This is a genomic window from Pseudomonas sp. AC229 (assembly GCF_979254655.1).
The window spans coordinates 348,443-375,060 of sequence record NZ_CEEDHK010000002.1; the positions used below are offsets into that span (position 1 = coordinate 348,443).

At 61.2% G+C, this 26,618-nt stretch carries 24 protein-coding genes and 1 tRNA gene; 17 read left to right on the forward strand and 8 right to left on the reverse strand.

Annotation, left to right across the window (positions count from 1 at the left end; translation table 11 throughout):
- The first annotated feature begins 51 nt into the window (after nt 1–51).
- Nucleotides 52–128: transfer RNA gene (locus AC0IW7_RS04200), tRNA-Met, on the forward strand.
- A 138-nt stretch (nt 129–266) separates the two neighbouring features.
- Here AC0IW7_RS04200 and AC0IW7_RS04205 read toward each other — a convergent pair.
- From AC0IW7_RS04205 to AC0IW7_RS04215, 3 genes are all read right to left on the reverse strand, one after another.
- Nucleotides 267–572 carry a HigA family addiction module antitoxin gene (locus tag AC0IW7_RS04205; protein WP_463551418.1) on the reverse strand — a complete coding sequence of 102 codons (306 nt, stop codon included), beginning with the start codon at nt 570–572 and terminating at the stop codon, nt 267–269.
- 11 nt (nt 573–583) lie between these two features.
- Nucleotides 584–862 carry a type II toxin-antitoxin system RelE/ParE family toxin gene (locus AC0IW7_RS04210; RefSeq protein ID WP_471815956.1) on the reverse strand — a complete coding sequence of 93 codons (279 nt, stop codon included), beginning with the start codon at nt 860–862 and terminating at the stop codon, nt 584–586.
- A 91-nt stretch (nt 863–953) separates the two neighbouring features.
- Nucleotides 954–1,202 carry a hypothetical protein gene (locus AC0IW7_RS04215; RefSeq protein ID WP_471816132.1) on the reverse strand — a complete coding sequence of 83 codons (249 nt, stop codon included), beginning with the start codon at nt 1,200–1,202 and terminating at the stop codon, nt 954–956.
- Between AC0IW7_RS04215 and AC0IW7_RS04220 the strand changes: the two genes are divergently transcribed.
- Entirely contained in the window at nt 1,083–1,391 is a 309-nt protein-coding gene (locus AC0IW7_RS04220) for a YdcA family protein (RefSeq protein WP_471816125.1), read from the forward strand. The genes AC0IW7_RS04215 and AC0IW7_RS04220 overlap by 120 nt on opposite strands.
- Before the next feature lie 228 nt (nt 1,392–1,619).
- Complete coding sequence (locus AC0IW7_RS04225; RefSeq protein ID WP_122493005.1) at nt 1,620–1,829, forward strand: hypothetical protein; 210 nt, start codon at nt 1,620–1,622, stop codon at nt 1,827–1,829.
- A gap of 141 nt (nt 1,830–1,970) precedes the next feature.
- On the opposite strand, the gene AC0IW7_RS04230 is transcribed toward AC0IW7_RS04225, so the two are convergent.
- The 5 genes from AC0IW7_RS04230 to AC0IW7_RS04250 form a co-directional block, all read right to left on the reverse strand.
- Nucleotides 1,971–2,840, reverse strand: coding sequence for an alpha/beta hydrolase (locus AC0IW7_RS04230; protein WP_471815958.1), 870 nt, complete (start codon nt 2,838–2,840; stop codon nt 1,971–1,973).
- Nucleotides 2,841–2,934: 94 nt separating this feature from the next.
- On the reverse strand, nt 2,935–4,848 hold the full coding sequence (gene speA, locus AC0IW7_RS04235; RefSeq protein ID WP_463381718.1) for an arginine decarboxylase: 1,914 nt from the start codon (nt 4,846–4,848) through the stop codon (nt 2,935–2,937).
- 140 nt (nt 4,849–4,988) lie between these two features.
- A complete protein-coding gene (locus tag AC0IW7_RS04240; RefSeq protein WP_471815960.1) occupies nt 4,989–5,360 on the reverse strand; it encodes a translation initiation factor Sui1 in 372 nt (123 codons plus the stop codon).
- A gap of 189 nt (nt 5,361–5,549) precedes the next feature.
- Nucleotides 5,550–6,110, reverse strand: coding sequence for an NUDIX hydrolase (locus AC0IW7_RS04245; RefSeq protein ID WP_471815962.1), 561 nt, complete (start codon nt 6,108–6,110; stop codon nt 5,550–5,552).
- Nucleotides 6,110–7,183 carry a DUF2333 family protein gene (locus AC0IW7_RS04250; protein ID WP_471815964.1) on the reverse strand — a complete coding sequence of 358 codons (1,074 nt, stop codon included), beginning with the start codon at nt 7,181–7,183 and terminating at the stop codon, nt 6,110–6,112. The genes AC0IW7_RS04245 and AC0IW7_RS04250 overlap by 1 nt, the downstream gene beginning before the upstream one ends.
- A gap of 347 nt (nt 7,184–7,530) precedes the next feature.
- Between AC0IW7_RS04250 and AC0IW7_RS04255 the strand changes: the two genes are divergently transcribed.
- The 14 genes from AC0IW7_RS04255 (at nt 7,531) to AC0IW7_RS04320 (ending at nt 26,609) form a co-directional block, all read left to right on the forward strand.
- Nucleotides 7,531–9,138 (forward strand): diguanylate cyclase, encoded by a 1,608-nt coding sequence (locus AC0IW7_RS04255; RefSeq protein WP_471815966.1) that lies wholly within the window; start codon nt 7,531–7,533, stop codon nt 9,136–9,138.
- A 1,512-nt stretch (nt 9,139–10,650) separates the two neighbouring features.
- A complete protein-coding gene (locus AC0IW7_RS04260; protein ID WP_471816127.1) occupies nt 10,651–11,232 on the forward strand; it encodes a methyl-accepting chemotaxis protein in 582 nt (193 codons plus the stop codon).
- Between the two features lie 319 nt (nt 11,233–11,551).
- Nucleotides 11,552–13,339 (forward strand): protein-disulfide reductase DsbD, encoded by a 1,788-nt coding sequence (locus tag AC0IW7_RS04265; RefSeq protein ID WP_471815967.1) that lies wholly within the window; start codon nt 11,552–11,554, stop codon nt 13,337–13,339.
- Nucleotides 13,340–13,467: 128 nt separating this feature from the next.
- Nucleotides 13,468–13,911: a type II 3-dehydroquinate dehydratase gene (gene aroQ / locus AC0IW7_RS04270; protein ID WP_122454105.1), complete on the forward strand. Its 444-nt coding sequence runs from the start codon at nt 13,468–13,470 to the stop codon at nt 13,909–13,911.
- Between the two features lie 24 nt (nt 13,912–13,935).
- The gene (gene accB / locus AC0IW7_RS04275; RefSeq protein ID WP_463381712.1) at nt 13,936–14,394 is read left to right on the forward strand and encodes an acetyl-CoA carboxylase biotin carboxyl carrier protein; all 459 of its coding nucleotides are present in this window, start codon (nt 13,936–13,938) and stop codon (nt 14,392–14,394) included.
- Nucleotides 14,395–14,411: 17 nt separating this feature from the next.
- Nucleotides 14,412–15,755: an acetyl-CoA carboxylase biotin carboxylase subunit gene (gene accC, locus AC0IW7_RS04280; RefSeq protein ID WP_471815969.1), complete on the forward strand. Its 1,344-nt coding sequence runs from the start codon at nt 14,412–14,414 to the stop codon at nt 15,753–15,755.
- A gap of 73 nt (nt 15,756–15,828) precedes the next feature.
- Nucleotides 15,829–16,680: an EI24 domain-containing protein gene (locus AC0IW7_RS04285; protein ID WP_471815971.1), complete on the forward strand. Its 852-nt coding sequence runs from the start codon at nt 15,829–15,831 to the stop codon at nt 16,678–16,680.
- Between the two features lie 53 nt (nt 16,681–16,733).
- Nucleotides 16,734–17,612 (forward strand): 50S ribosomal protein L11 methyltransferase, encoded by an 879-nt coding sequence (gene prmA, locus AC0IW7_RS04290; RefSeq protein ID WP_122493017.1) that lies wholly within the window; start codon nt 16,734–16,736, stop codon nt 17,610–17,612.
- A 67-nt stretch (nt 17,613–17,679) separates the two neighbouring features.
- Nucleotides 17,680–19,041, forward strand: a complete 1,362-nt coding sequence (locus tag AC0IW7_RS04295; RefSeq protein ID WP_471815972.1) for a DUF3426 domain-containing protein — start codon at nt 17,680–17,682, stop codon at nt 19,039–19,041.
- Nucleotides 19,042–19,208: 167 nt separating this feature from the next.
- Entirely contained in the window at nt 19,209–20,207 is a 999-nt protein-coding gene (gene dusB / locus AC0IW7_RS04300; protein WP_463551410.1) for a tRNA dihydrouridine synthase DusB, read from the forward strand.
- Complete coding sequence (gene fis, locus AC0IW7_RS04305; protein WP_108098422.1) at nt 20,204–20,524, forward strand: DNA-binding transcriptional regulator Fis; 321 nt, start codon at nt 20,204–20,206, stop codon at nt 20,522–20,524. The genes dusB and fis overlap by 4 nt, the downstream gene beginning before the upstream one ends.
- A gap of 77 nt (nt 20,525–20,601) precedes the next feature.
- Nucleotides 20,602–22,209, forward strand: a complete 1,608-nt coding sequence (gene purH / locus AC0IW7_RS04310; RefSeq protein ID WP_471815974.1) for a bifunctional phosphoribosylaminoimidazolecarboxamide formyltransferase/IMP cyclohydrolase — start codon at nt 20,602–20,604, stop codon at nt 22,207–22,209.
- Nucleotides 22,210–22,407: 198 nt separating this feature from the next.
- Nucleotides 22,408–23,697, forward strand: a complete 1,290-nt coding sequence (purD, locus tag AC0IW7_RS04315) for a phosphoribosylamine--glycine ligase (RefSeq protein ID WP_122493021.1) — start codon at nt 22,408–22,410, stop codon at nt 23,695–23,697.
- A gap of 125 nt (nt 23,698–23,822) precedes the next feature.
- Complete coding sequence (locus AC0IW7_RS04320) at nt 23,823–26,609, forward strand: hybrid sensor histidine kinase/response regulator (protein WP_122493022.1); 2,787 nt, start codon at nt 23,823–23,825, stop codon at nt 26,607–26,609.
- Nucleotides 26,610–26,618 lie beyond the last annotated feature (9 nt).

Below are 26,618 nucleotides of genomic sequence, written 5' to 3' on the forward strand. Positions count from 1 at the left end.
GAAATTTCAGCTTGACAGCTCAGCCCCAGCCAAGAATAATGCGCGCCACTTGGCTACATAGCTCAGTTGGTTAGAGCATAGCATTCATAATGCTGGGGTCCGGGGTTCAAGTCCCTGTGTAGCCACCAAACAAAACAAAGGCTTACCTTCGGGTAGGCCTTTGTTGTTTCTGGCTTCTGATAATTCGCAGACAGCCTCCGAAAATATTCGATTTTCCGACCGAAGATGCCGAGAGAACCTTTGCTGGCTTCGGCTAGGTGTAGCACTTATGCCTGAGCTAACAGCGGCTCAATTTCCTGCTCGATCTCTTGCCCAGCCTCCGCGATCGCGATGATCAATGCGTACTCGCTTTGAAGATTCATCCAAAATTGCGGTGAAGTATCGAAATAACGGCCTAACCGAATTGCTATGTCCGCGGTCACGCCTCGCCTTTCGCGAACGATTTCATTAATCGTCGGCGTGGAGACGTGCAAGGCGCGGGCAAGTGCCGTAGGGGTAATGCATAACGGCTCAAGAAACTCCTCTCGCAAGATCTCTCCTGGGTGGATCGGGCGCATCCCGTTAGCAACCATGTGAAATCTCCTCAGTGGTAATCCACAATTTCAACGTTCTTCGGGCCGGTATCGGTCCAGACAAAGCAGATCCGAAACTGGTCGTTGATTCGAATGCTGTACTGACCCGCGCGATTTCCCAGCAATGCCTCAAGCATATTTCCTGGTGGCGACTTTAAATCGCGGAGGCCCGCGGCAGCGTTAAGCATCGCGAGCTTACGTGTCGCTACATTCAGAATGTTGCCCCATCGCTTAGAACGGCCTGTTCCAAATAACGCTTCAGTATCCGTACAAGCAAAATTCAGAATCACGCTTTAATCCTTAACGTTAAGCGTTAATTTAGTATTCGGCATGGCGACCGTGACGTCAACAATTCGTGGTGCCAACCGACCCGTAAGTAGGTTACGGGTCGTGCCTCGGCGCTGCTGCACTGCTTGAGAAATTGGCCCATTTCCATGCGAAACTCAGATCCTTCGCCCGACACAACTCCCCACATCGCGCAAAAAGGATTTCGCCGTGCTCTCCCGTTTCGTGCTGCCCGCCCTCTTCTTCTTGCTCCTCAGCGTCGCCCAACCCAGCCTTGCCAACACACCCTGTTCCGGCGCCAAAGGCGGCATCGCCCGTTGCGATGGCGAGCTGTTTGTTTGTCATGATGGTTCGATCAGTGGGTCGAAGAAGAACTGTGCGGCGATCCATGGCGGGAGCCTTGCGCCGCTGAAGGCAGTGGGTGAAAACGCCGGTGGGGAATGTCCGTGTGGTGGCGGGAAGTTGTGTGTCGGGCCGCGGGGTGGGGAGTTTTGTGTGACGCCGTCGGGGAAGAAGAGTTACCGGCGTAAGTAGCCACGCGACCAATCCTTCGCTCCGCACTGGTACAGGCTATTACTCCTATAATCGCGCGCGCTGGAAGCGGGCAGGCCTAATGCAGAACATCCTTTCGCAGGCGTTTCCCGAGTACGCGCTGTGGCTGATATTGGGGCGAACCAGGCCAGCAACTGAGCATCAAAGTCCAGACGGCATCGAGCCAGACTAAATTTCGTTAAAGCGCGCCTTGAGGCGAGCGGAGAAAACATGAGAGACGATTTCGACGACATCCGCGCCGAGCGCGACCGCCCTGTCCGTTCCGGTAGCTCGACCCATAGCAATCCTCATGCAGGGCTGTGGAAGCAGATCGCGCTGGGGCTTGTCGTCGGGTGGGTGGTGATTGCGGTTTTAAGCGTGTTGGGTTGGACGGTGTTTGGACATCTAGCGTTGGGTACGTTGAAGTTTGGGGCGCCGTAGTCGAGGTGTTGATGGGCGGCTCAGGGGTTGAGCGAGGGCGACGTGGTTGGCACTAGATTGAAAATTTAAGAGCTCGAGGCTGAAGCCTCTCCTACAGGATCTGGTCCGGTGGGAGGGGCTTTGGGCTCGGGCTTTTTTGTTTTAGGGGGTGCGGCCGCCGTCGCTGTCGATGAAGCGGGCGATTTCGTCCAGGGCGGGGGCTTTGTAGCGCAGGGGGCGCGATAGGGCGACGACGAGGCTGATGTGGCTGACGTTGTCGTAGTAGTGCTCGCTCACGGGCACGCCGGCTTCACGCAGGCGCTTGGCCAGGCCGCCGGTGTTGCGTGTCGGATTTACTAGGTCGTCTTTTCTCGCCGCCATTAATAGGGCTGGCGGCGAGCTGGCGGAGACGTGGTTGATGGGTTGCGAGTCCGGCGGGCTGTTGGGATGGAAGAACACCGGGCGCACGTCGGGGTTTTCGATGGGGAGAAAATCGTACGGGCCAGCCAGGCCGATCCAGCCGCGCATGTCGCTGGCGCTGAGGTTCACTTCGGCCAGCAGGCGCGGGTCGAGGGCGAGCATGGCGGCGTTATAGGCGCCGGCGCTGTGGCCCATGACGAACATGTGTTCGGGATCGCCGCCATAAACGGCGATGTGCTGGTGAACCCAGGCGAAGGCGTGAGCGCCGTCTTTGAGGAAGTCGGGGTAGCGCACCTGCGGATACAGGCGGTAGTCGGCGATGACGGCAACGTAGCCTTTGCTGGCCAGGGCTTCGCCGACGAAGCGGTAGTCGTTGCGCTCGCCGCTGTTCCAGCTGCCGCCGTAGAAGAACAGCACGACCGGCGTTGGGCCGGTTTTTTTGGCGGCGGTCACGTAGATGTCCAGGCGCTGACGGGGGTCGCTGCCGTAGGCGATGGCGCTGGTTTTGCTGTAGCTGTCGGTGGGGGTCAGGGCGTTGAGCAGGCCTACGGGGGAGCAGGCGCTGAGGAAAGTGCTGAGGGCGAGGAAAAGCGGGGTGAGCAGTCGGCGCATAGAGGAAACAGCTCTTGAGTTGGACTGCAGCGGGAGTGAACGGCTTGCCCTCTCCCCTGGCCCCTCTCCCGCAAGCGGGAGAGGGGAAACAAGCTTATGAAGACAAGTACGAAGACCGTGTCAGCCCCAAGCGCAGGGCGTCGAGGAATTGGGTGCGTTCCCGTGGGCTGATCTTCGCGCTGGCGACTTTGTCGCGGTAGTGGGTCATCAGCTCCTCGGGCGACAGGTGCACGTAACGCAGCATGTCTTCGATGGTGTCGTGGGTTTCGATACCGGCGTGGTACGCGGTGCCGTCCGGGTTCTGGTAGATGTTCACCGAGTCGGTGTCGCCGAACAGGTTGTGCATGTCGCCGAGAATTTCCTGGTAGGCGCCGACCAGGAAGATGCCGAGCAAGTAGTCTTCACCTTCGCGAACTTCGTGCACCGGCAGGCTGGTTTCGATGCTCTGCTCGTCGACGTATTGCTTGATCTTGCCGTCGGAGTCGCAGGTCAGGTCCTGCAGCACGGCGCGACGCAGCGGTTCTTCGCCGAGACGGTGCAGCGGCAGAATCGGCAATACCTGCCCGATGGCCCAGGTGTCCGGCAGGCTCTGGAATACCGAGAAGTTGCAGATGTATTTGTCGGCAAGCTTGTCGTTGAGCTCGTCGAGCACTTGGCGGTGCGAGCGCTGGCGGGCTTTGAGCGAGTTGTGCAGGCGACGGCACACGGCGAAGTAGCACTGCTCGGCCAGGGCTTTTTGGGTGAGGCTGATTTTGCCGTCGGCGTACTGGCTGGCCACGTCGCTCATGTAGTGGGTGGCGCGCCAGTAGGTTTCGGTGACCATTTCCAGGTCCGTCGGGCCCAGCAGGTCAACCAGCCATTGCACGGTTTCGGGCAAGGTTTCCTTGTCGTCGATGGCCGGCACTTCGTCGTTGTGCTTTTCCACGTCGGTCACTTGCACCACCAGCATGGCGTGGTGCGCGGTGAGCGAGCGGCCGCTTTCCGAGAAGATGTGCGGGTGCGGCAGTTCCTGCGCGTCGCAGAACTCTTTGAGCATGCCGACCACAACACCGGCGTAGTCGTCCATGTCGTAGTTGATGGAGCTGGCGTTGCGCGAGTGGGTGCCGTCGTAGTCGACGCCCAAACCGCCGCCGACGTCGATGTGGTCAACCGGCAGGCCGAGGCCGCGCAGTTCGCCGTAGTAGCGGATGGCTTCTTTGAAGCCGTGCTGGTAGTCGGCCAGGTTGGCGATTTGCGAGCCCATGTGGAAGTGCAGCAGGCGAATGCCTTGGTCCAGGTTGGCGGCACGGAAGCGCTCGACCACGGACAACAGTTGCGCCGCCGACAGGCCGAACTTGGATTTCTCGCCGCCGGTATCCGCCCATTTGCTGGAGGCCAGCGACGACAGCCGAACGCGCAAACCTACCTGCGGCGCGACTTTAAGCTCGGCCGCTTCTTCGATCACCAGCTGAACTTCAGATTCTTTTTCGATGACGATGAAGACGTTGTGGCCGAGCTTCTGGCCCATTAGCGCCAGGCGGATGAATTCACGGTCTTTGTAGCCGTTGCAAACGATGGTGCCGCCCTTCGGGGCCAGCGCCAGCACGGCCAGCAGCTCCGGCTTGGAGCCGGCTTCCAGGCCGATGGACACGTTCTGCGTGGCGATGATGTTTTCCACCACCGCTTCCTGCTGGTTGACCTTGATCGGGTACAGCGCGGTGTATTGGCTCTTGTACTCGAGGCGCGCGATGTTGGCGTCGAAAGCACCGGTCAGCTGACGCACGCGGTCTTGCAGAATGTCGGGGAAGCGCACCAACAGGGGCAGCGACAAGCCGCTCTGACGCAGTTCTTCAACTTGCTCGAACAGGTCGATCGGCGCGCTGTTCGGGCCGCTGGGGCGCACTTCGACGCGGCCCGCTTCGTTGATGGCGAAATAGCCGGCGCCCCAATGGCGAATGCCGTAAACGCTGCGGCTGTCCGCAACGGTCCATTGGCTGCCGTCATCTTTACGTGTGCGTCGTACGGACATTCAGGTTCCCTTTTTGGAAGAATTCAAAAGCGCCGGGCAGCCCCGACTCGAGCAAGGTAAGCAGTGGACATGACGATTGCTGAGGTGTTCAGCCGCGTCGATGACGAACAAGGCACAGCGAAAGTTTAGGAGGCGACGGATCAGCCGCCGGATTTCTTCGCTTTGAAGCCTTGCTTGATCAACTCATCAAGCAGCAATTGCACGTGGTCGCCCTGGATTTCGATAACGCCGTCTTTCACCGAGCCGCCGCAACCGCAGCGCCGTTTCAGTTGGCCGGCCAACTCTTTAAGCGGCTCTTCGGCCAGGGGCACGCCGGTGATCGTGGTTACCGTTTTGCCGCCGCGACCTTTGGTTTCGCGGCGCACACGGGCGATGCCATCCCCGTCGGGAATGGCGGTCTGTTTGCAGATGCAGGCGTCCACCGGTTTGCTGCAGTCGGGGCAATGCCGGCCTGCATCGGTGGAAAACACCAAACCGCCGAGGGCGGAAAAGGACGAAGCTTTCTTGACCACCGGGTTGTCCTCGGTCAGGAAGGTCCAGCGCAGCGTTAGTAGTTGGACCTGAAAGCGACTAGCTGACGAGGTGTCAGCCGCGAAGCCCCACTCTGGCAGGGGCAGCGCACCTGGGCCGGGAGGCTCAAGTTTGAAAGGCGGCGCAGTGTACCGATAATTTTCGCTGTTGCTAATAGCCAATTTGCGCCATTAAACGCTGAATTCGCGACCTGCTGCGCCGCTGCGTAAATAACGCTTGAAGGCTTCCAGGGAATCGGGACAAAACGGCTGGTTTTCAGCGGCAACCAGGGCGGCTTCGACGGTGACGAAACGAGCTTCGAGCACCTCTTCAGGTTGCAGACGCAACGGCGCATCCGACACGGCAGAAAACACCGCGCCCCAGAGACGATTGCCCGGCTGTTCGAAGAAAAATCGCCCGTGCTCACGCAGCGTTACACCGCCAACACCCAGCTCCTCTTCCAGTTCGCGGGCGGCCGACTCGGCGTAGCTTTCGCCTCGCTGCACCATGCCGCCAGCGGCCACGTCCCAGTAACCGGGATACACCGCTTTGCTCAGGGTGCGACGGTGAATGCACAGCTCGCCGGCCGAGTTGAACAACAGAATGAACGTGCCGCGACCGATCAGGCCGCGCTCGCGAAGTTCGGCACGCGGCAGGCTGCCGAGTTCGTTGTCGGCTTCGTCTACCCAAGCGATGCGTTCGGCGTCGGAGGCAGCCCGGTGGGCCACCTCGTTGGCAGGTGCTTGGACCATCAACCCTGACTCAGCAATTGGCGCAGGTCGATGATCGCGGCGTTGGCGCGGGAAATATAGTTGGCCATCACCAGCGAGTGGTTGGCGAGAATGCCGTAGCCGCTGCCGTTGAGCACCATTGGGCTCCACAGCGGTTCCTGGCAGGCTTCCAGCTCACGAATGATCTGACGCACGCTAACGGTGGCGTTCTTTTTCGCCAGCACGTCGGCGAAGTCCACTTCAATGGCACGCAAGATGTGCGACAGCGCCCAGGCCTGGCCACGGGCTTCGTAGAACACGTTGTCGATCTGCATCCACGGCGTTTCGTAGACTTCTTCACGCACCGCCGGCACGTCGCCCGCCGTCACGGTTTGCACCGGTTCTTTGGTGCCGCTGTTCAGGCGCACCTGGCCAACGCTGGCAGACAGCCGTTGCGACAGCGAACCCAGGCGCGTGGCGGTGTCGCCCAGCCAGTTATTAAGGTTGTCAGCGCGGGTGTAGAACTGCGCGCTCGGCTGGTTTGGATCGGCCAGACGGGCGAGGTAACGGTCGAGAGATTTGATGCCTTCGCGGTACTCGGCTTCGGAGGCCGGCAGCGCCCAGCTCTTATTGTCGAAGTTGAAACGCGGTTCGGCCTTGGCCAGATCCGGGTCTTCGGTGGATTGGGTTTGCGAGCGGGCGAAGTCTTTACGCAGCGCGCGGGAAAGGTCGCGAACCTGCACCAGCGCGCCGTATTCGAAGCTCGGCATGTTGTCGAGCCACAGGCCCGGCGGGGCGAGGTCGTTGGAGAGGTAGCCGCCTGGTTTGTCGAGCAGAGTCGACACGACTTTCTTCAGAGTTTCTACCGTGGTGTAACCGCTAACCAACTGGCGATTGGCTTGTTGCGCCGCCTGTTGGGCGTTTTGCTGAACCTGGAACAAGCCGGGCTCTTGGCTCCACCACCAGCCGATCAGGCCCGCCGCTATCAAATACAGCGCCAGCAAAGTGCCGAGTGCGCGGCTGACCCACAGGCCGCCAAAATAACTGCGGGCGCCGTCTACCGAGTTCCCGACGCCGTCGCGCACGGTGCTTGCGCGGTTCTTCCAATTCAACATGGCTTTGTCCTTTCAATCGAAGTCAGCAGTTCGACCACAGCCTCTACGGAGGGTGCCGCCTGATTGGCGCCTCTTTCTCGGAGTGCGCGGCGGGGCACTGTTCTTCTACGGCCCGCCGGGCACTATAAGGGAAGCGCTTGCGGATGCGCAGGGCGCCGACGCAAACTTAGCGCCGGTTGTGTAACAGCGTTGTCACCTATCAGAAGTTTCTGCCGCCCGTCACAGATTCGGTGTACGACTGGCGTCAAATGATCGACGGTACTAGCCTGTAAGAGTGCCACTGGTAGCATAGCGCCACCATTCGAGCCGCCCCTGCGGCACCGCCGTATCACAGAAGACGTCCGGCCATGTCCGAGCAAGAAGATCTCAGCAGTGACCGCCTCAAGCATCACTTTGCCCAGCGCGTAATTCACCAGGCGCGGCAAGTGCTCGAAGTGTGGCAGCGGCTGCAAGAGCGCGAATGGAATGACACGGAACTGGCCGAAGCCAACCTGCGCTTGCTGCGCTACGCCGAGCGTTTCGGCCAGGAAGACCATGCGCAACTGGCCCGCAGCATCGGCCAGTGCCTGGAAGCCAGCGGCGCCAACAAAGGTCGCCTCAATAGCGCGCTGATCACCGAACTCAATCAATTGATGCAGCGCCTATCGCGCACCGGGCTGCGCCATGGCGATCAATACGAACAAACTTTCCTGCCGCCGCTGCGCAAACCCGTTTATGTCGGTTTGCAGGATCGCGAGCGCGCCGAGCGCTTGGCCCAGCAGTTGGAATTCTTTGGCCTGAGCGCGCAGTCGTTCAACAGCGTCAGCGCGTTTCGCGCCGCCATGCGCGAACGCCACCCGGCTGCGATTCTTATGGAAGTCGACTTCGCCGGCCCCGGCCAGGGCTTGGAGTTGGCCAACGAAATTCAGCAGGACCTGGAACAGAAACTGCCGCTGCTTTTTTATAGCGAAGAAGAAACCGACACCCCTACCCGCCTCGCCGCCGTGCGTGCCGGCGGGCAAGAATTCTTCACCGGCAGCCTGGATGCCTCCACCTTGCTGGAGCGTATTGAAGTGCTCACCCATGTGAGCCAGTACGAGCCCTTCCGCGTGCTGGTCATCGACGACTCCCGCGCCCAGGCCACACACACCGAACGCGTGCTCAACAGCGCCGGCATCATCACCCACACGCTGACCGATCCGATCAAAACCATGAGCGTGCTGGCCGAATTCCAGCCGGACCTGATCATCCTCGACATGTACATGCCCGAGTGCAACGGCACCGAGCTGGCGCAGGTGATTCGCCACAACGACCGTTACGTCAGCGTGCCGATTATTTACCTGTCGGCCGAAGACGATCTGGACAAGCAGCTCGATGCCATGAGCGAGGGCGGCGACGACTTCCTCACCAAACCGATCAAACCGCGCCACCTGATCGCCACCGTGCGCAATCGCGCTGAACGAGCGCGCAATCTGAAATCGCGCATGGTCCGCGACAGCCTCACCGGCCTGTACAACCACACGCACATTTTGCAGTTGCTCGACGACACCCGCATCCGCGCGCGCCGCGACAACCAGCCGGTGACGTTTGCCATGCTCGACATCGATCACTTCAAAAAAGTGAACGACGTATACGGCCACCCCATGGGCGACCGCGTGATCAAAAGCCTGGCCCTGTTCCTCAAACAGCGTCTGCGCAAAACCGATCATATCGGCCGTTATGGCGGCGAAGAATTCGCCGTGGTGCTGCCCAATACCGACGCCGCTACCGCTGCGAAAGTGCTCGATGGCATTCGTCAGCGCTTCGCCGAAATTCACTACCCGGCCTCGCCGCAGGATTTGTCCTGCACCTTCAGTTGCGGCATCGCTCAACTGATCGATGATGTGGACAGCAACGAGCTGTCCAAACGTGCCGACCAAGCGCTGTATGTGGCCAAGCACGGCGGCCGCAATCGGGTCGACATTTTCAAAAGCTGACAACCGGCTCAGGAAAAAGCGTGACGCCCGTCACGCTGTCATCAGCTTGCAATGAAAGAGCAATAAATTCAAGACTTTACAGCCAGTCATGGCGTTTTGACGCCATGGGTTATCGGTCGAGTCCTCCCTATGCGCCTGAAGCAACTAACCAACCTCAACACCGCCCTGCTCGTCGCCGTTTGCCTGGCGTTGGGCGCCACGCTGTGGTGGTCGCAGCGGGCGCTGGAAAAGCCCTATCAGTTAATGGAGCAGTACCTGAGCCTGTCGCAGCGCTTCCAGTCTGAGGTGGCGACCAATATTCAGGACTACCTCGGCAGCGGCGATGCCCTGCGCCACAGCAGCGCCAGCCAGGCCATCGACGCCCTGCAACAAGCCACCGACGCGCTGCCTGAAGAATTGGCTGCCAATCTGCGTCCCAGCCTCAGTGATTTGCAGCGCTTTACCGGCACCGAACTGCTGGCGGCGGGCAAACTGGCCGGCGACCCGCAAGGGCTGTTGCTGCAAGCCGAGCGGGAAATTTCCGGCGCTTTGGAACAACTCAGCGCCTATGCCGACAGCGCGCCGGCCGACGCCAGCGCCGCTTACCGCGCACCGCTATTCAACGCCGCCGTGCACCTTACGCGGCTGAGCCATGCGCGCGGCAAGCTGGTGAGCAGCGGCCGCGACGAATTGGCCGGCGACGTGGAACGCGAAGTGACGGTACTCAGTCAACAAGCCGATGCCCTGCAAGCGCTGCCGCTGCTGGGCGTGGCCGATGCCAGCAATTCCGGTGCCGATGACTTCGCGGCGATGATGGGCATTGCGTCTGACACCAGCGCCACACAAGCCGAGGACCGTGGCGTCGCCCTCAAACGGGACCTGGCCAGCCTGATCAAACGCTACCCGGCCGAACTGGCGCGTACCCGTGAACTGATCAAAAACCGTGGTGCCCTGCTGAGCAAAACCCGCGACACGCTGGCCGCCACCCAGCAAGCGCTGGACGCCGTGGCGCCGGCGGTGCGGGCCGAATACGGTCGCATTCAGCTGCAAGTTCGCACGCTGCAAGGCGCAATGATCGGCCTGATTCTGCTGATTGCGCTGGTCATCGACCGTATCCAGCGGCGCCTCAGCACGGTGTTGAGCCGCCTGGCGCCGTCGCTGTCAGCCTGGGCGCAAGGCAACTTTGCTGACGCCATTGTGCTCGACTCAAAAACCCGCGAGCTGCACGACATTGAAGAGTCGCTCAACCGCCTTCGCGCCTACTTGGTCGACCTGGTGGGCACCATTCGCCAGCACGCCGAGCAAGTGGCCGGCAGCAGCCGTGCGCTGGCCGAGCTGAGCAATGGCTTGCACAGCGGCGCCGAACGCCAGGCCGGTGATACCGAGCAGATTCGCGATGCGCTGGGCGATTTGGAGTCGACCATTCAACAGGTCGCCGGCGATGCCAGCCAGGCCGCAGATGCCAGCCGCGAAGCCGGCCGAGCGTTGGAACAAGGCCAGAGCGTGATTGGCCAAAGCCTGACGGGCATGCACATGCTGGTTAGCGAGGTGCAGGGCAACGCCCAGGCAATTGAACGGCTCGCTGAAGAAACCGCCACCATTGGCAGCGTACTCACCGTGATTCGCTCAATTGCCGAGCAAACCAATTTGCTGGCCTTGAACGCCGCCATCGAAGCCGCGCGGGCCGGCGAAAGCGGGCGTGGGTTTGCCGTGGTGGCCGAAGAAGTGCGCTCGCTGGCCCAGCGCACGGCCGGCGCCACGGGAGAAATTCAGCAACTGATCGGACGCCTGCAGCAGGCTGCCGGGCACTCACTGGAAGCCATGCGCGCCCAGGTTGGCCATGCCGAAGCCACCGCGAGTCAGGCCGAAGCGGCGGATGGCGCGCTGGATGAAATCGTCACCGCCATCCGCACCATCGCCACCATGGCCGAACGCATCGCCGACGCCACAGCGCAACAGAGCGGCGCGGTGAGTGAGATTCGTGGGCATAGCGAGCGGATTCATCAGTTGGGCGGCAGTAACCTTGAGCGCATTGGGCATGGGCGTAATCAAGGGGAACAGTTGCAGGCATTGGGTGGGCAGTTGCATACGGCGGTGCAGCGGTTTCGGGTTTAGCGCTGGCGTTGCGCCCGCAATTCTGGACCGTCGAACCGACACTACGCGGTTAAGGACGGCCTTATTTTTCACCTATCGTCCACCCTTCTGAATCCCCACCTGCGCGAGGACGACGGAGTGTTTTGACCCAACCACCGTCATCCTCGCGCAGGCGGGGATCCAGCGTTTCGGATTTGACTATGCGTGCGGACTTAACGCCGGCTAGTGCGGATGGCGGCGCAGTCGACCCCCCAGTCGTTCCCCCGTGTCGATTCGCCCAAGGCCACGCTTCAACGCTTTCCGCTATGATTGCGCGCACTTTCTTTGCAGTGAGATTTCCATGCGCCGCCTGCTCAGCCTGTTTTTGCTGTTGCTCGCCCTGCCGGTCAGCGCCGGTCTTCTGGACAGCCGCCCCAGCGCCACCCTCGGCGCTCCGCTGAATAACAGCGCCGACTTCCTGCCTGTACGCGAGGCGTTCAAGCTGAGCGTGGTGCAGAACACGGCGGACAAAGTCACGCTGCGCTTCGTCGCCACCGACGGCTATTACCTGTATCGCCACCAATTCAAATTCCGCATCGAGCCGGCCGACGTTGGCAATGGTCCGGCGCAACTGCCGCCAGGCGAGAAAAAACACGATCAGTATTTCGGCGACGTGGAGGTGTACCACGCCATCGTCGATGTCGATCTGCCGCTGAAGAACAGTTACAACCTGCCCTATACGCTGTTCGTGACCTACCAAGGCTGCGCGGATAAAGGTCTTTGCTATCCGCCGGAAACCGAGCGTTTGGAGCTGGACGGCGACGCCGCGCCAGTGAACGCCTCCGCCGCCAGCAGCGCCCCGGCAGGCGCGCCAGTGAGCGGCTGGAGCTGGCATGAGCTGCTGCTGTTTTTCGTCGCTGGCCTGGGCCTGACCTTCACGCCGTGCGTGTTGCCGATGCTGCCAATCCTCTCGGGCGTGGTGTTGCGCGGACAAATTGGTGGCGTACGCGGCCTGAGCTTGTCGCTGGCCTACGTGTTGCCGATGGCTGCATGTTTCGCAGTGTTGGGTGCGCTGATGGGCGTGTTCGGCGCCGAGCTGAATTTGCAGGCGCGGTTGCAATCTGCCTGGGTGCTGGTGCCTTTTGCATTGTTCTTCGGCCTGTTCGCCCTGGCGATGTTTGGCGTGTTCGAGCTGCGTTTGCCGCGTTTTATCAGCGAGCCGCTGGACCGCATGGCCGGCAACGCCAAGGGCGGTTCGTTGTGGGGCGCCGCACTGCTGGGCGTGGTGTCGAGCTTGCTGGTGTCGCCGTGCGTGTCGGCGCCATTAGCGGGCGCGCTTCTTTATATAAGCGCCAGTGGCGATGCGCTGGGCGGCGGTTTGAAATTGTTCGCCCTGGGCCTGGGCATGGGCGCGCCGCTGGTGCTGTTTGCGGTCGGCGGCGGCACCTTGCTGCCCAAAGGCGGCAACTGGATGGTGACGGTGCGTAACGCCTTCGGCGTGTTGCTGCTCGCGGTGTCGGTGTGGATGCTCGAACGCGTGCTGCCGCCAAGCCTGGCGCTGGCGTTGTGGGGTCTGTTGGCCGTTGGCGTGGCGCTGTTTCTCGGCGCGCTGGAGTTCACCTACAAAGCGCCGCGCGCTCGGCTGGCGCAACTGCTCGGCCTGGTGTTAGTGGTGTATGGCGTGAGCGCGTGGGTCGGTGCGCTGCAGGGCGAAAGCGATCCGCTGCGCCCGCTGGGCAGAGCCTCGCAAACCGTCGCCGCTACCGGCGCTGCACCCGTTGCCACAACCTGGCAGACAGTGAAAACGCCCGCCGAGCTGGACGCTGCACTCGCTGCGGCCAAAGCGGGGAATCAACCCTTGCTGCTCGATTGGTACGCCGACTGGTGCATCAGTTGCAAAGTCATCGAACGCGAAGTGCTGCACGCGCCGGAAGTTACCAGCCAGCTCGGCCGCTACCGCTTGGTGCGTTTCGACATCACCGACAGCACCGAAGAACAACGCACCCTGCTGGACCGCTACAAGCTGTTCGGCCCGCCCGCCATTTTGTTTTTCGCACCTAACGGTGACGAATGGGCTGATATCCGTGTCGTAGGGGAGATTGACGCGGCGCAATTCGCCGAACGCCTGCGCAGCGCCGCCACGCGCTGACGAGCTGCACATATTTGCAGCAATCTGCTGCTATCGTGCTTGGTACTGCGTAGAACTGGACATGCGCAATCTGCCTGCGGCATAGTCCGGCGCAGCGTTGAATGGCAAAACAATAAGGAAAACTCCACATGGCCACCTTGCTGGTGCTGCATGGCCCCAACCTGAATTTGTTGGGCACGCGCGAACCAGGCGTCTATGGCGCCACCACGTTGGAACAGATCAACCTCGACCTCGAGCGCCGAGCCCGCGACGCCGGTCACCACCTGATGTACTTGCAGAGCAATGCCGAGTACGAGCTGATCGAGCGTATTCACGCCGCTCGCAACGAAGCGGTGGACTTCATTCTTATCAATCCCGCAGCTTTTACGCACACAAGTGTCGCATTACGTGACGCGTTGCTAGCGGTGAGCATCCCATTCATCGAAGTGCACCTGTCAAACGTGCACAAGCGCGAACCTTTCCGCCATCACTCCTACTTTTCGGATGTTGCTGTAGGTGTGATCTGCGGCCTTGGCGCCAGCGGTTACCGGCTGGCCCTGGAGGCTGCCCTGGAACAACTTGAACGCCCCTGACCTTTTCCTTGGGAGTTGCTTTTTATGGATATTCGTAAAGTTAAGAAATTGATCGAGCTGCTGGAAGAATCCGGCATCGATGAGCTGGAGATTCGTGAGGGCGAAGAGTCCGTACGCATCAGCCGTCATGGCAAACAGCCGCAATACGCCCCCGCTCCACAAATGTTCGCCGCCCCCGCTCCTGCTGCCGCTCCCGTCGCGCCTGTCGCTGCGGTGGCCGACGCTGCGCCGGTTGCCGCCAAGCTCAACGGCAACGTGGTTCGCTCGCCAATGGTCGGCACCTTCTACCGCACCCCGGCGCCAACCTCGCCAGCCTTCGTTGAAGTGGGCCAGACGGTGAAGAAAGGCGACATTCTGTGCATCGTCGAAGCCATGAAAATGATGAACCACATCGAAGCTGAAACCAGCGGCGTCATCGAATCCATCTTGGTGGAAAACGGCCAGCCGGTTGAGTACGACCAACCGCTGTTCACCATCGTTTGAACCGCGGAGAGCCTGCGATGTTGGAAAAAGTGCTGATCGCCAATCGCGGCGAAATTGCCTTGCGCATCCTGCGCGCTTGCAAGGAACTGGGCATCAAGACTGTCGCGGTGTACTCCACCGCCGACCGCGAACTGATGCACTTGGGCCTGGCAGACGAAACGGTGTGCATCGGTCCTGGCCCCGCTAACAAATCCTACCTGCATATTCCGGCGATCATTGCCGCCGCCGAAGTGACCGGCGCTACCGCCATTCACCCCGGCTACGGTTTCCTCGCGGAAAACGCCGACTTTGCCGAGCAGGTGGAGAAATCCGGTTTTGCCTTCATCGGCCCGAAAGCCGACACCATTCGCCTGATGGGCGACAAGGTTTCGGCCAAGCACGCGATGATCGCCGCTGGCGTTCCGACCGTTCCGGGCTCCGACGGCCCGCTGCCGGAAGACGAAGAAACTGCACTGCGCATCGGCCGTGAAGTCGGCTATCCAGTGATCATCAAAGCCGCTGGCGGCGGTGGTGGTCGTGGTATGCGCGTGGTTCACGACGAAGACGACCTGATCAAATCGGCGAAGCTGACCCGCACCGAAGCCGGTGCTGCGTTCGGCAACCCGATGGTCTATCTGGAGAAGTTCCTCACTAACCCACGTCACGTGGAAGTGCAGGTGCTGTCCGACGGTCAGGGCAACGCCATTCACTTGGGTGACCGCGACTGCTCGCTGCAACGCCGCCACCAGAAGGTACTGGAAGAAGCGCCGGCTCCTGGCATCGACGAAACTGCTCGCCAGGAAGTGTTCGCCCGTTGCGTGAAAGCCTGTATCGATATTGGCTACCGTGGCGCCGGCACCTTCGAGTTCCTGTACGAAAATGGCCGCTTCTACTTTATCGAGATGAACACCCGCGTTCAGGTGGAGCATCCGGTATCGGAAATGGTCACCGGCATCGACATCGTCAAGGAGATGCTCAGCATCGCCGCTGGCAACAAGCTGTCGATCAAGCAGGAAGATGTGGTCATCCGTGGTCACGCTCTGGAATGCCGCATCAACGCCGAAGACCCGTCGACCTTTATGCCGAGCCCCGGCAAGGTCAAGCACTTCCATGCCCCTGGCGGCAATGGCGTGCGCGTGGATTCGCACCTGTACAGCGGCTACAGCGTTCCGCCGAACTATGACTCGTTGATCGGCAAGCTGATCACCTACGGGGCGACCCGCGACGAAGCCATGGCGCGCATGCGCAATGCGCTGGACGAGATCGTGGTCGACGGCATCAAGACCAACATCCCGTTGCACCGTGATCTGGTGAGGGACAAGGGTTTTTGCAAAGGTGGCGTGAACATCCACTACCTTGAAAAGAAACTCGGCATCCATTAAGTCGCTTTCCAGCTGCACCTCTAGAGAAAGGCCGCTTCCCGCGGCCTTTTCTCGTTTCATAAGGACATGATTCATGGGCCTCAAAGCCGCTGCCGACAACACCCTCGCCGCCTTTGCCGAAGCATTCAAATGCCTTGGACTCGCCCTTCGCGACAGCCTACGCCCTGGCATTCTGTTGCGCTCGGCGGGCCTGTGCGCCCTGGCGTTCGGGCTGTGGACGTGGGTGTTTTTCGAGTACTACGAGCAGATCGGCATCGGCTGTGGCGCCCTCTCCCTCTTCATCATTTACGGCGGCGTTGTGCTGGGCTTTTTGCCGAGTTTGAGTGGCGGCGGCGGTGGCAGCATGGGCGGCATGGCCGGACCGCTGGCGATGCTGGTGATGTATGTCGCGGCGCTGGCACTGATCTTGTTTGTGCTGCTGTATACCGTCGCCATCGTCGCGACCATTCGCCTGGCGCTGCGCTGGGTGCTGATGGGCAAGGTGCGCGAGCGCTGCATTCGTCATTATCCGCAGTTGCAACAGCGCGCCGAGCGCGACAGCAACCTGCTGCACGGCGTGCGTTACGTGCTTGGCCCGTGGCTTGGCATTACGCTGGGCACGCTGGTTTGTCTGCTGATTCCCCTGCTCAATGGCGTGTTGCTGGTGGGGCTGCTGGCGTATTTGAACGTGCGGTTTCTGATTCCGGCGGCGTTTTCCAGTCTGGCGACGTCGAACGAACAGTTGGGCGCGCTCGCCAATCGACGCGGCGCGATTCTGGCGTACGGCTTGCTGATTTTTCTGATCGCGCTGGTGCCGGTGCTCAATCTGTTGTTGCCGGCACTGCTGGCCGGCGGCGCCTGCCACCTGGGCTACCGTGGGCTAAATCGCACGCAAAGCCCGGCTGGTGCGGCGTCGGCACCTCAAGTAAGCTTGCCGCCCTGTTAAACGCCAGTCGTCTACAGTCCAGTCTTCTTACGTATCGCTTCGAGGTTGTTGTTATGCCGTGGTTACAAGTCCGTCTCGCCATCAGCCCGGAACAGGCAGAAACCTACGAAGACGCACTGCTCTCGGTTGGCGCCGTGTCGGTGACCTTTATGGATGCCGAAGACCAGCCGATTTACGAGCCGGACCTGGGCACCACCCCGCTGTGGTCGCGCACGCACTTGCTGGCGTTGTTCGAGGCGGACGTCGACGAAGCCAACCTGCTGGCGCACCTGACCCTACTCACCGGCGGCACGCTGCCGGACCATCAGGTCGAGCGCATCGAAGACCAGGATTGGGAACGCAGCTGGATGGACAACTTCCAGCCCATGCGCTTCGGTCAGCGCCTGTGGATTGTGCCGAGCTGGCACGCCGCGCCAGAGCCGGACGCCGTGAACCTGCTGCTCGACCCAGGCCTGGCCTTTGGCACCGGCACGCACCCGACCACGGCGCTGTGCCTGGAATGGCTGGATGGCCAGGACATGCAAGGCGTTGAAGTCCTGGATTTCGGCTGCGGCTCGGGCATTCTCGCCATCGCTGCGCTGCTACTGGGCGCCAAACATGCGGTGGGCACCGACATCGACCCGCAAGCGCTCGAAGCCTCGCGCGATAACGCCGGGCGCAATGGCATTGACCCGGCGCTGTTCCCGCTCTACTTGCCGGAAGATTTGCCGCGCATCCCGGCCGAAGTGGTGGTGGCGAACATTCTGGCCGGTCCACTGGTCCAACTCGCGGGGCAGATTACCGCCCTCGTGCAGCCAGGTGGCCGTCTGGCCTTGTCGGGCATTCTGGCCGAACAAGCCGAAGAGGTTCGCGCCGCCTACGCCGATGCGTTCGAGCTCGACCCCACTGCCGAGAAAGACGGCTGGGTGCGCATCAGCGGTCGCCGCCGCTGAGGCTCGCCTGCCGCGAACCTTGAGTTAAACTAGCCGCCGTTCAATTCGTGTACCCCCGGAATACTGCATGACCGCCAGCTTCGTCACCCAATGCCCACATTGCCGCACCAGCTTTCGCGTAAGCAGCACGCAGCTGGGTGCCGCGCATGGCGCTGTGCGTTGCGGGGCGTGCTTGCATGTATTCAATGCCGCGCAGCAGATTCTCGACGACAACCCGCTTCAGCCCAAAGCGCCTGCGCCCCCTGTTGCCACACCGGTCAAGCCGGTGGCCGCCGCCGTAGCTGCACCCGCTCCGGCACCCGCTCCGCCCGCTCCAGCGGCGACAACGATTCCCACCGCAGGCAAAGCCACCAGCGAAACGTTGTGGATTCACGACGACCTCGACCTGGACAGCCTCGACGAAGAGCTGGCCAAGCTGGAGCAGCAGGAATTTCAGCTGTCCCAAGAGTTTTTGTCCCTGGCTCCCGCCGCCACCAACAAAGCGAAAGACGATTTCCTCAAAGCGCCGGATCGCATCGACGACCAGCACGATGAAGGCTGGGCCGAGGCCTTGCTGCGCAAGGAAACGGCTCCGCGCCCGAGCCAAGACGGCATCGAGCCGCCAGCGCCGAGCCTCGCTCCGCCACCTCCGGTTTTCCGTGCCAAGCCGGTAGCGCCCGCTGCTCCGGTTGTAGCACCAGAGCCAATCGAAGACGAACCGGCGCTCGGCAATGGTCATATCGATGATGAAGACGACGACCTCGACCCCGCTTTCCGCCTTAGCGCTGACCGTGAGCTGGACCGTGCCGTCGATGAAGACGAAGACCGCGAGCACGAGCCTGAGCGGGATTTTTCTGCCGTTAAGAACCTGAACAAACCGTCCCGCGCCGAGCCCGCTTTGCGCGACGACAGCCTGTTCCACCTGGCCGACGACCCGCTGCAACTGGACTGGCAGGAACAGCGCAAACCTTGGGGCCGCTGGATCGGCTGGGGCTTGCTCAACCTGATCGGCGCCGCCGCCCTGGCGACGCAGTATGTGGCCTACCACTTCAACGAATTGGCCCGTCAGGACCAGTACCGCCCGTGGTTCGAAGCCATGTGCCCGAACATCGGTTGCACCTTGCCATCCAAGGTGGAAATCAGCCTGATCAAAAGCAGCAACCTGGTGGTGCGCAGCCACCCAGAGTTCAACGGCGCGCTGGTGGTGGATGCGATTATCTACAACCGCGCCACCTTCGCTCAGCCATTCCCGCTGCTGGAAATTCGCTTCGCCGACCTCAACGGTCAACTGCTTGCCAGTCGTCGCTTCAAACCCAGTGAATACCTCGCGGGCGAGTTGGCGGGCCAGGCCGAAATGCCACCGCAAACGCCGATTCACATCTCTCTGGATATCCTCGATCCAGGCAATAAAGCCGTGAATTACAGCTTGAGTTTCCACTCGCCCGAGTAGTTTTCCACACGACATTTTTGCCATTTTGGCATTCGTTGGGCGACTTTTTGACCGGCCAAAACTGTTCATAATTTATCCAAAACAGCCTTTATCCAGTCATCGAGAGCGGGTATCATGCCCACCCTTTTTCGCAGTCTCAGATCCGCCTTTCTCAGCAGGGAAGCCCCATGTCGGCGGTACGCATCGGCCCATACACATTGCCCAATCAGTTGATCCTCGCCCCGATGGCGGGCGTCACTGATCGCCCGTTTCGCCAGCTGTGCCGGCGCCTCGGAGCTGGCATGGTGGTATCGGAGATGGTCACCAGCGACATGAGTTTGTGGAACACGCGCAAATCCAGTTTGCGCCTGATCCATGCCGACGATCCCGAGCCGCGCTCGGTGCAGATCGCCGGTGGCGACCCGCAGATGCTGGCCGATGCCGCACGGGCGAACGTGGAGCTGGGCGCGCAAATCATCGACATCAATATGGGTTGCCCGGCCAAGAAGGTCTGCAACAAGGCAGCGGGGTCTGCGCTGCTAAAAGACGAAGCGTTGGTGAGTGCGATTTTGCAGGCAGTGGTGGCCGCGGTAGACGTACCGGTAACCCTGAAAATTCGCACCGGTTGGGACCGCGACAACAAAAACGGCATCACCGTTGCGCGCATTGCCGAAGCATCCGGCATTACCGCCCTCGCCGTTCACGGTCGTACCCGCGCCGATCTGTACACCGGCGACGCTGAGTACGAGACCATCGCCGCAATCAAACAAGCGGTCTCGATTCCGGTGTTCGCCAATGGCGATATCACCTCGCCGCAAAAGGCCCGTGAGGTGCTCGATAGCACCGGAGCCGACGGTTTGTTGATTGGCCGCGCTGCTCAGGGCCGGCCGTGGATCTTTCGCGAGATCGAGCATTACCTGCGCACCGGCACTCACCTGCCGGCGCCAACGCTGTATGAGGTGGAACGCATTCTGCTAGAGCATCTGGCCGAATTGCACAGTTTCTACGGTGACGTGATGGGCCCGCGAATCGCGCGCAAGCACGTTGGCTGGTACCTCGCCACCCTGCCGGGCGCCAGGGAGTTTCGCGCCCAATTCAATCGTCTGGAAAACACGGACGTGCAATGCGCCAGCGTTCGGCAGTTCTTCGCCGAACGTCACAACGATGGAGAAGAGGTGGCCGCATGACGATGATGACTGAGACTTTAGTGAGTGGAATTGCACCCGTGACCGATAACGTCAATTTGAAACAGCACCTCAACACACCCAGCGACGAAGGCCAGACCTTGCGCGGCAATGTGGAAAAGGCGCTGCACAACTACTTCGCCCACCTCGATGGGCAAGATGTGTGTGATGTCTACAATCTGGTGCTTTCCGAAGTCGAAGCACCGCTGCTGGAAACCGTGATGAATTACGTCAAGGGCAACCAGACCAAGGCTTCCGAATTGCTCGGCCTGAACCGCGGAACGTTGCGCAAAAAGCTCAAGCAATACGACCTGTTGTAAGCATGTATTCATACGAAGAAGGGCGGCCCGCAAGCCGCCCTTTTTTGCTGATTTCTTCGCTTTAGATGGAAATTGAGATGACCGACCAAACCACCCGCCTACCCGTCCGCCGTGCCTTGATCAGCGTTTCCGACAAGACCGGCATTCTCGAGTTTGCCCGTGAGCTGTCCGCCCTTGGCGTGGAAATTCTGTCCACCGGCGGCACCTTCAAACTGCTCAAGGACAACGGCGTAGCTGCTGTCGAAGTCGCCGACTACACCGGCTTCGCGGAAATGATGGATGGCCGGGTTAAAACCCTGCACCCGAAAATTCACGGCGGCATTCTGGGCCGTCGCGGCACCGACGATGCCATCATGGCCGAGCACGGCATCAAGCCGATCGACCTGGTAGCGGTCAATCTCTACCCCTTCGAAGCGACCATTTCCAAGCCCGGCTGCGACCTGCCGACCGCCATCGAGAACATCGACATCGGCGGCCCGACCATGGTCCGCTCGGCGGCAAAAAACCATAAAGATGTGGCCATCGTGGTAAACGCCAGCGACTACGCCAACGTGCTGGAGAACCTCAAAGCCGGCGGCCTGAGCTACGCGCAGCGCTTCGACCTGATGCTCAAAGCCTTCGAGCACACCGCCGCCTACGACGGCATGATCGCCAACTACATGGGCACCGTTAACCAGGCCGCTGAAACCCTGAGCACAGAAGGCCGCAGCGAATTCCCGCGCACCTTCAACAGCCAGTTCATCAAGGCCCAGGAAATGCGCTACGGCGAGAACCCGCACCAAAGCGCGGCGTTCTACGTGGAAGCCAAGCCAGCCGAAGTCAGCGTGGCCACCGCCACCCAACTGCAAGGCAAAGAGCTGTCGTTCAACAACGTGGCCGATACCGACGCCGCGCTGGAATGCGTAAAAAGCTTCGTGAAACCGGCCTGCGTGATCGTCAAACACGCCAACCCATGCGGCGTGGCCGTGGCGCTGGACAGCGAAGGCGGCATCCGTCAGGCCTATGAACTGGCCTACGCCACCGACACCGAATCGGCCTTCGGCGGCATCATCGCCTTCAACCGTGAGCTGGACGCGGCGACCGCCAAAGCCATCGTCGACCGTCAGTTCGTGGAAGTTATCATTGCCCCAAGCGTAAGCGCCGAGGCCCGTGAAGTGGTCGCCGCCAAAGCCAACGTGCGCCTGCTGGCGTGCGGCCAGTGGAACGCCGAGCGCGCCGCTGCCTGGGACTACAAACGCGTTAACGGTGGCCTGCTGGTACAGAGCCGCGACATCGGCATGATCACCGCCGACGACCTGAAAGTGGTTACCCAGCGCGCCCCGACCGAGCAGGAAATTCACGACCTGATCTTCGCCTGGAAAGTGGCCAAGTACGTGAAATCCAACGCCATCATCTACGCCAAGAATCGCCAGACCATCGGTGTCGGCGCCGGCCAGATGAGCCGCGTTAACTCCGCCCGTATTGCTGCCATCAAAGCCGAACACGCTGGCCTGCAAGTGCAGGGGGCGGTAATGGCCTCCGACGCGTTTTTCCCGTTCCGGGATGGCATTGATAACGCGGCGAAAAACGGTATCACCGCCGTTATCCAGCCAGGTGGTTCGATGCGCGATAACGAAGTGATTGCAGCGGCCGATGAAGCCGGCATCGCCATGGTCTTCACCGGCATGCGTCACTTTAGACATTAAGACGGCTGCGCTGACGCAGGCATCTGCTGCGTTGGATTGGACTTTTGCGGTGCTCATTGCCAGGCGGCAACTCCGCTCGCAAAAGCCCAATCCGCCTTGCATCTACCTACGTCATCGCTCCCTCGATAGGCGTCGCCTGATTTTTAGCCCCACGCCGACCGCGCCTTCGCGCGGCGGCTTTCAACAGAGGCTTGCAGCATGAATGTATTGATCATTGGCAGTGGCGGTCGTGAACACGCCCTGGCGTGGAAAGTCGCACAAGATCCGCGTGTGGAAAAAGTATTCGTTGCCCCCGGCAACGCCGGCACTGCCACCGAAGCCAAGTGCGAAAACGTGGCTATCGACGTGTTGGCGCTGGAGCAGTTGGCGGACTTCGCTGAGAAGAATGTCAGCCTGACCATCGTTGGCCCGGAAGCGCCGCTGGTGAAGGGCGTGGTCGATCTGTTCCGCAGCCGCAACCTGCGCTGCTTCGGCCCGACCGCTGGCGCGGCGCAGCTGGAAGGTTCGAAGGCGTTCACTAAAGACTTCCTCGCCCGCCACAACATTCCGACCGCCGAGTACCAGAACTTCACCGAAGTGGAGCCAGCCCTGGCTTACCTGCGTGAAAAAGGCGCACCGATCGTGATCAAGGCCGACGGCCTGGCCGCTGGCAAAGGCGTGATCGTGGCCATGACGCTGGAAGAAGCCGAAGACGCCGTGCGCGACATGCTCGCCGGCAACGCCTTTGGTGACGCCGGTTCGCGGGTGGTGATTGAGGAATTCCTGGAAGGCGAAGAAGCCAGCTTTATCGTCATGGTCGATGGCAAGAACGTGCTGCCAATGGCCACCAGCCAGGACCACAAACGTGTCGGCGATGCCGATACCGGCCCGAACACCGGCGGCATGGGCGCGTATTCGCCGGCGCCGGTGGTCACCGCCGAGGTGCATCAGCGCGCCATGGACGAGGTGATCTGGCCGACCGTGCGTGGCATGGCTGCCGAAGGCAACGTGTACACCGGCTTCCTGTACGCGGGTTTGATGATCGACAAGGCCGGCAAGCCGAAAGTCATCGAATTCAACTGCCGCTTCGGCGACCCGGAAACCCAGCCGATCATGCTGCGTTTGCAGTCGAGCCTGGTGCTGCTGATTGAAGGCGCGCTGGCCGAAGCGCTGGATAAAATCGAAGCGCAGTGGGACCCGCGTCCGAGCCTCGGTGTGGTACTGGCCGCTGGCGGCTATCCGGGTGATTACGCCAAAGGCGTGGCCATCAATGGCTTGGCTGATGCGGTGTCCGAGCAGGGCAAGGTGTTCCATGCCGGTACTGCGTTGGAAGATGGCAAGGTAGTGACCGCCGGTGGTCGCGTGCTGTGCGCAACCGCGCTGGGCGAAACGGTTGGCGCCGCGCAGGCACATGCCTACGAGCTGGCGAAAAAAATCGATTGGGACGGCTGTTTCTACCGCACCGACATCGGTTATCGGGCCATTGCGCGGGAACGCGGCGAAGATTGACGAATTAATTACCCAATTAGTCGGCAATTACGCACAAAAGGCAGCTCATTGAGCTGCCTTTTGCGTATTACCGGCCAAGCCAGGTTGGCTATAATCCGAGCACTTAAAGTTGAAGGGATTTCATTGTGCGTGGGCTCAGGATTGCCATAGGACTTGTTGCCAGCCTGCTACTGGCTGCGCTCTCACCACTGCCGGCGCTGGCAGCGGAGCAAGGCCAATGGTCTGCGCTGCTGGACAGCGACGCCAGCCTGCAACTCAACGACATCCGCGCCAATAACAGCGTCAGCCGTTTTTCCCCTGTCGACATCCAACAACTGGTCACCCCGGGCGGTAACGTAGCGCAATGGCTGCACACGCGCTTGCCAGGCAAAGACCGCGAACGCCTGCTGCGAGTATTTGCGCCTTACCTCGGCCACCTTGATCTCTACGTGCTGCGCGGCGACGAACTGCTGGCCAGCACGCGCACCGGCAGCCAGACGCCGCTCGCCGAACGCCCCCTGCCAAGCCGCGACTTTCTGCTTCCCCTGCCGGTAAGCAACGACACCCTCGATATTTACCTGCGCCTATCCAGCAGCCACGCGCTGCGGCCGGCCATCACCATTGACGACACCAGCGCTTTCGCCGCCGATGACAGCCGCGCGTTGTTTTACGGCATGTTGCTCGCCGCGTTTGGCTTGCTGCTGCTTTACAACTTGGTGCGCTTTGCCTACACGCGCATTCGCAGCAGTTTGTGGCTGGCATTGGCGCAACTGAGCCTGCTGGGCACCACCAGTACACTGCTCGGCATCAACGCCTCGTGGCTGGTGGGCTGGCCAGGCTTGCAGGTACAGGCGGGGAATATCTCTATTCTGCTGGCGATTCTTTGCAGCCTGGCGTTCACCCTCAACTTCTTCCAGCGCGTGCAGCCCGTTGCGGTTTGGCGACGCTTGCTGCTGGCCGAGTGCGCGGCCATCGGTCTGCTCATTCTGCTGTTGCTGGCCGCCAGCCACGTACAGTTCAACCGTGTGGTGTATCTGTTCGCCGCCATCAGCAGCCTGAGCGTGATGGCCGTAGCGGCGTATCACTGGATGCACGGCTACAAACCGGCGCGCCTGTTCACTCTGGCGCAGTTGATCTTCAACCTGGCGTTTGTCGGCGCCCTGCCCTCGCTGTTCGGCTATTGGTCTTACGATTCCGACTGGCTGGCGTTCAACCTGCTGTGCTTCGCGGCCGTCAGCGGCTTTCTGCAAAGCCAGGCGCTGGCCGAACGGCAGTTGCGTTTGCAGCATGAACATTTCAACTACAGCCGCGAACAAGCGGCGAGTTCGGCCGAGTTGCGCGCCAAGGCCGAGTTTCTGGCCAAGATCAGCCACGAAATTCGCACGCCTATGAATGGCGTGCTGGGCATGACCGAATTGCTGCTCGGCACTCAGCTGTCGACCAAGCAGCGCGACTACGTGCAAACCATCCACAGCTCGGGCAACGAGCTGCTCACGCTGATCAACGAGATTCTCGACATCTCCAAGCTGGAGTCCGGGCAAATCGAGCTGGACGACGTGCAGTTCGACCTCAACGCACTGATCGACGACTGCCTCGACATCTTCCGCGCCAAAGCCGAGCAGCAAAAGGTCGAACTCATCAGCTTTATGCAGCCGCAAGTGCCGCGTGTAGTCAGCGGCGATCCAACGCGCCTGCGCCAAACGCTGCTGAGCCTGCTCGATAACGCCTTCAAACAGACCGACGAAGGCGAAATTCTGTTGGTTGTGGCCGTAGACACCAGCGGCGACGAACCGCGCCTGCGCATTGCCGTGCAAGACAGCGGCCGCTCGCTGGACAGCAACGAGCGCGACGCCCTGCTCAACGCCGAGCTACACAGCAAAGACTTCCTCGCCGCCACCGGCGTTGGCGCCCGCCTGGGCCTGATCATCGCCCGCCAGTTGGTGCGTTTGATGAACGGAACCTTTGGCATCCAAAGCGGCGGCAACCAGGGCAACACCTTGTGGCTGACCCTGCCGCTGGACGCCGAGCGCCTGGAAAATCCCACCGCCGACCTCGACGGCCCGCTGCAAGGCGCGCGGCTGTTGGTGGTGGACGACAACGAAACCTGCCGCAAAGTACTGCTGCAACAGTGCAGCGCCTGGGGCCTGACCGTCAGCGCCGTGCCGTCCGGCAAGGAAGCGCTGGCGTTGCTGCGTACCAAAGCCAACATCCGCGAATACTTCGACGTGGTGCTTCTGGACCAGGAAATGCCCGGCATGACCGGCATGCAACTGGCGGCCAAGATCAAAGAAGATCCCAGCCTGAACCACGACGTGCTGCTGATCATGCTCACCGGCATCAGCAACGCGCCGAGCAAGATCATCGCCCGCAACGCCGGCATCAAACGCATCCTGGCCAAACCGGTGGCCGGCTACACACTGAAAACCACCCTGGCCGACGAGCTAGCGCAGCGCAAGCCGGGCCTGGAACCGCGCCACTATGCGCCGATGCCGGCGCCGCAGGAGTTCCCAGAAGACTTCCGCATTCTGGTGGCCGAAGACAACACCATTTCCACCAAAGTGATCCGCGGCATGCTGGGCAAACTCAACCTGCAACCGGACACCGCCAGCAACGGCGAAGAAGCCCTCAGCGCCATGAAAGCGCAGCAATACGACCTGGTGCTGATGGATTGCGAAATGCCGGTCATGGACGGCTTTTCTGCCACCGAACAGCTGCGCGCCTGGGAAGCCCGGGAGCAACGCCAACGCACACCGGTGGTGGCGTTGACGGCGCATATTTTGTCCGAACACAAAGAACGCGCGCGGCAAGTCGGCATGGACGGCCACATGGCCAAACCGGTGGAGCTGTCGAACCTGCGTGAGCTGGTGGAGCACTGGGTAGCCGAGCGCGACGCCCGCCGTCAGAATGAATCCGACCCGGCCCTACCCCACTAACGTTTCTCC

Bases quoted from the DNA above. Each gene is read 5' to 3' on its own strand.
- AC0IW7_RS04205 (WP_463551418.1), bottom strand. From the start codon at position 572: ATGGTTGCTAACGGGATGCGCCCGATCCACCCAGGAGAGATCTTGCGA.
- AC0IW7_RS04215 (WP_471816132.1), bottom strand. From the start codon at position 1,202: ATGACAAACAAACAGCTCGCCATCGCAACGGGCGATGCCGCCTTTGGC.
- AC0IW7_RS04255 (WP_471815966.1), top strand. From the start codon at position 7,531: ATGTCCGAGCAAGAAGATCTCAGCAGTGACCGCCTCAAGCATCACTTT.
- AC0IW7_RS04265 (WP_471815967.1), top strand. From the start codon at position 11,552: ATGCGCCGCCTGCTCAGCCTGTTTTTGCTGTTGCTCGCCCTGCCGGTC.
- purH (WP_471815974.1), top strand. From the start codon at position 20,602: ATGACCGACCAAACCACCCGCCTACCCGTCCGCCGTGCCTTGATCAGC.
- AC0IW7_RS04245 (WP_471815962.1), bottom strand. From the start codon at position 6,110: ATGGTCCAAGCACCTGCCAACGAGGTGGCCCACCGGGCTGCCTCCGAC.
- AC0IW7_RS04225 (WP_122493005.1), top strand. From the start codon at position 1,620: ATGAGAGACGATTTCGACGACATCCGCGCCGAGCGCGACCGCCCTGTC.
- speA (WP_463381718.1), bottom strand. From the start codon at position 4,848: ATGTCCGTACGACGCACACGTAAAGATGACGGCAGCCAATGGACCGTT.
- AC0IW7_RS04260 (WP_471816127.1), top strand. From the start codon at position 10,651: ATGCTGGTTAGCGAGGTGCAGGGCAACGCCCAGGCAATTGAACGGCTC.
- AC0IW7_RS04295 (WP_471815972.1), top strand. From the start codon at position 17,680: ATGACCGCCAGCTTCGTCACCCAATGCCCACATTGCCGCACCAGCTTT.
- dusB (WP_463551410.1), top strand. From the start codon at position 19,209: ATGTCGGCGGTACGCATCGGCCCATACACATTGCCCAATCAGTTGATC.
- accB (WP_463381712.1), top strand. From the start codon at position 13,936: ATGGATATTCGTAAAGTTAAGAAATTGATCGAGCTGCTGGAAGAATCC.
- AC0IW7_RS04285 (WP_471815971.1), top strand. From the start codon at position 15,829: ATGGGCCTCAAAGCCGCTGCCGACAACACCCTCGCCGCCTTTGCCGAA.
- purD (WP_122493021.1), top strand. From the start codon at position 22,408: ATGAATGTATTGATCATTGGCAGTGGCGGTCGTGAACACGCCCTGGCG.
- prmA (WP_122493017.1), top strand. From the start codon at position 16,734: ATGCCGTGGTTACAAGTCCGTCTCGCCATCAGCCCGGAACAGGCAGAA.
- AC0IW7_RS04250 (WP_471815964.1), bottom strand. From the start codon at position 7,183: ATGTTGAATTGGAAGAACCGCGCAAGCACCGTGCGCGACGGCGTCGGG.
- aroQ (WP_122454105.1), top strand. From the start codon at position 13,468: ATGGCCACCTTGCTGGTGCTGCATGGCCCCAACCTGAATTTGTTGGGC.
- accC (WP_471815969.1), top strand. From the start codon at position 14,412: ATGTTGGAAAAAGTGCTGATCGCCAATCGCGGCGAAATTGCCTTGCGC.
- AC0IW7_RS04230 (WP_471815958.1), bottom strand. From the start codon at position 2,840: ATGCGCCGACTGCTCACCCCGCTTTTCCTCGCCCTCAGCACTTTCCTC.
- fis (WP_108098422.1), top strand. From the start codon at position 20,204: ATGACGATGATGACTGAGACTTTAGTGAGTGGAATTGCACCCGTGACC.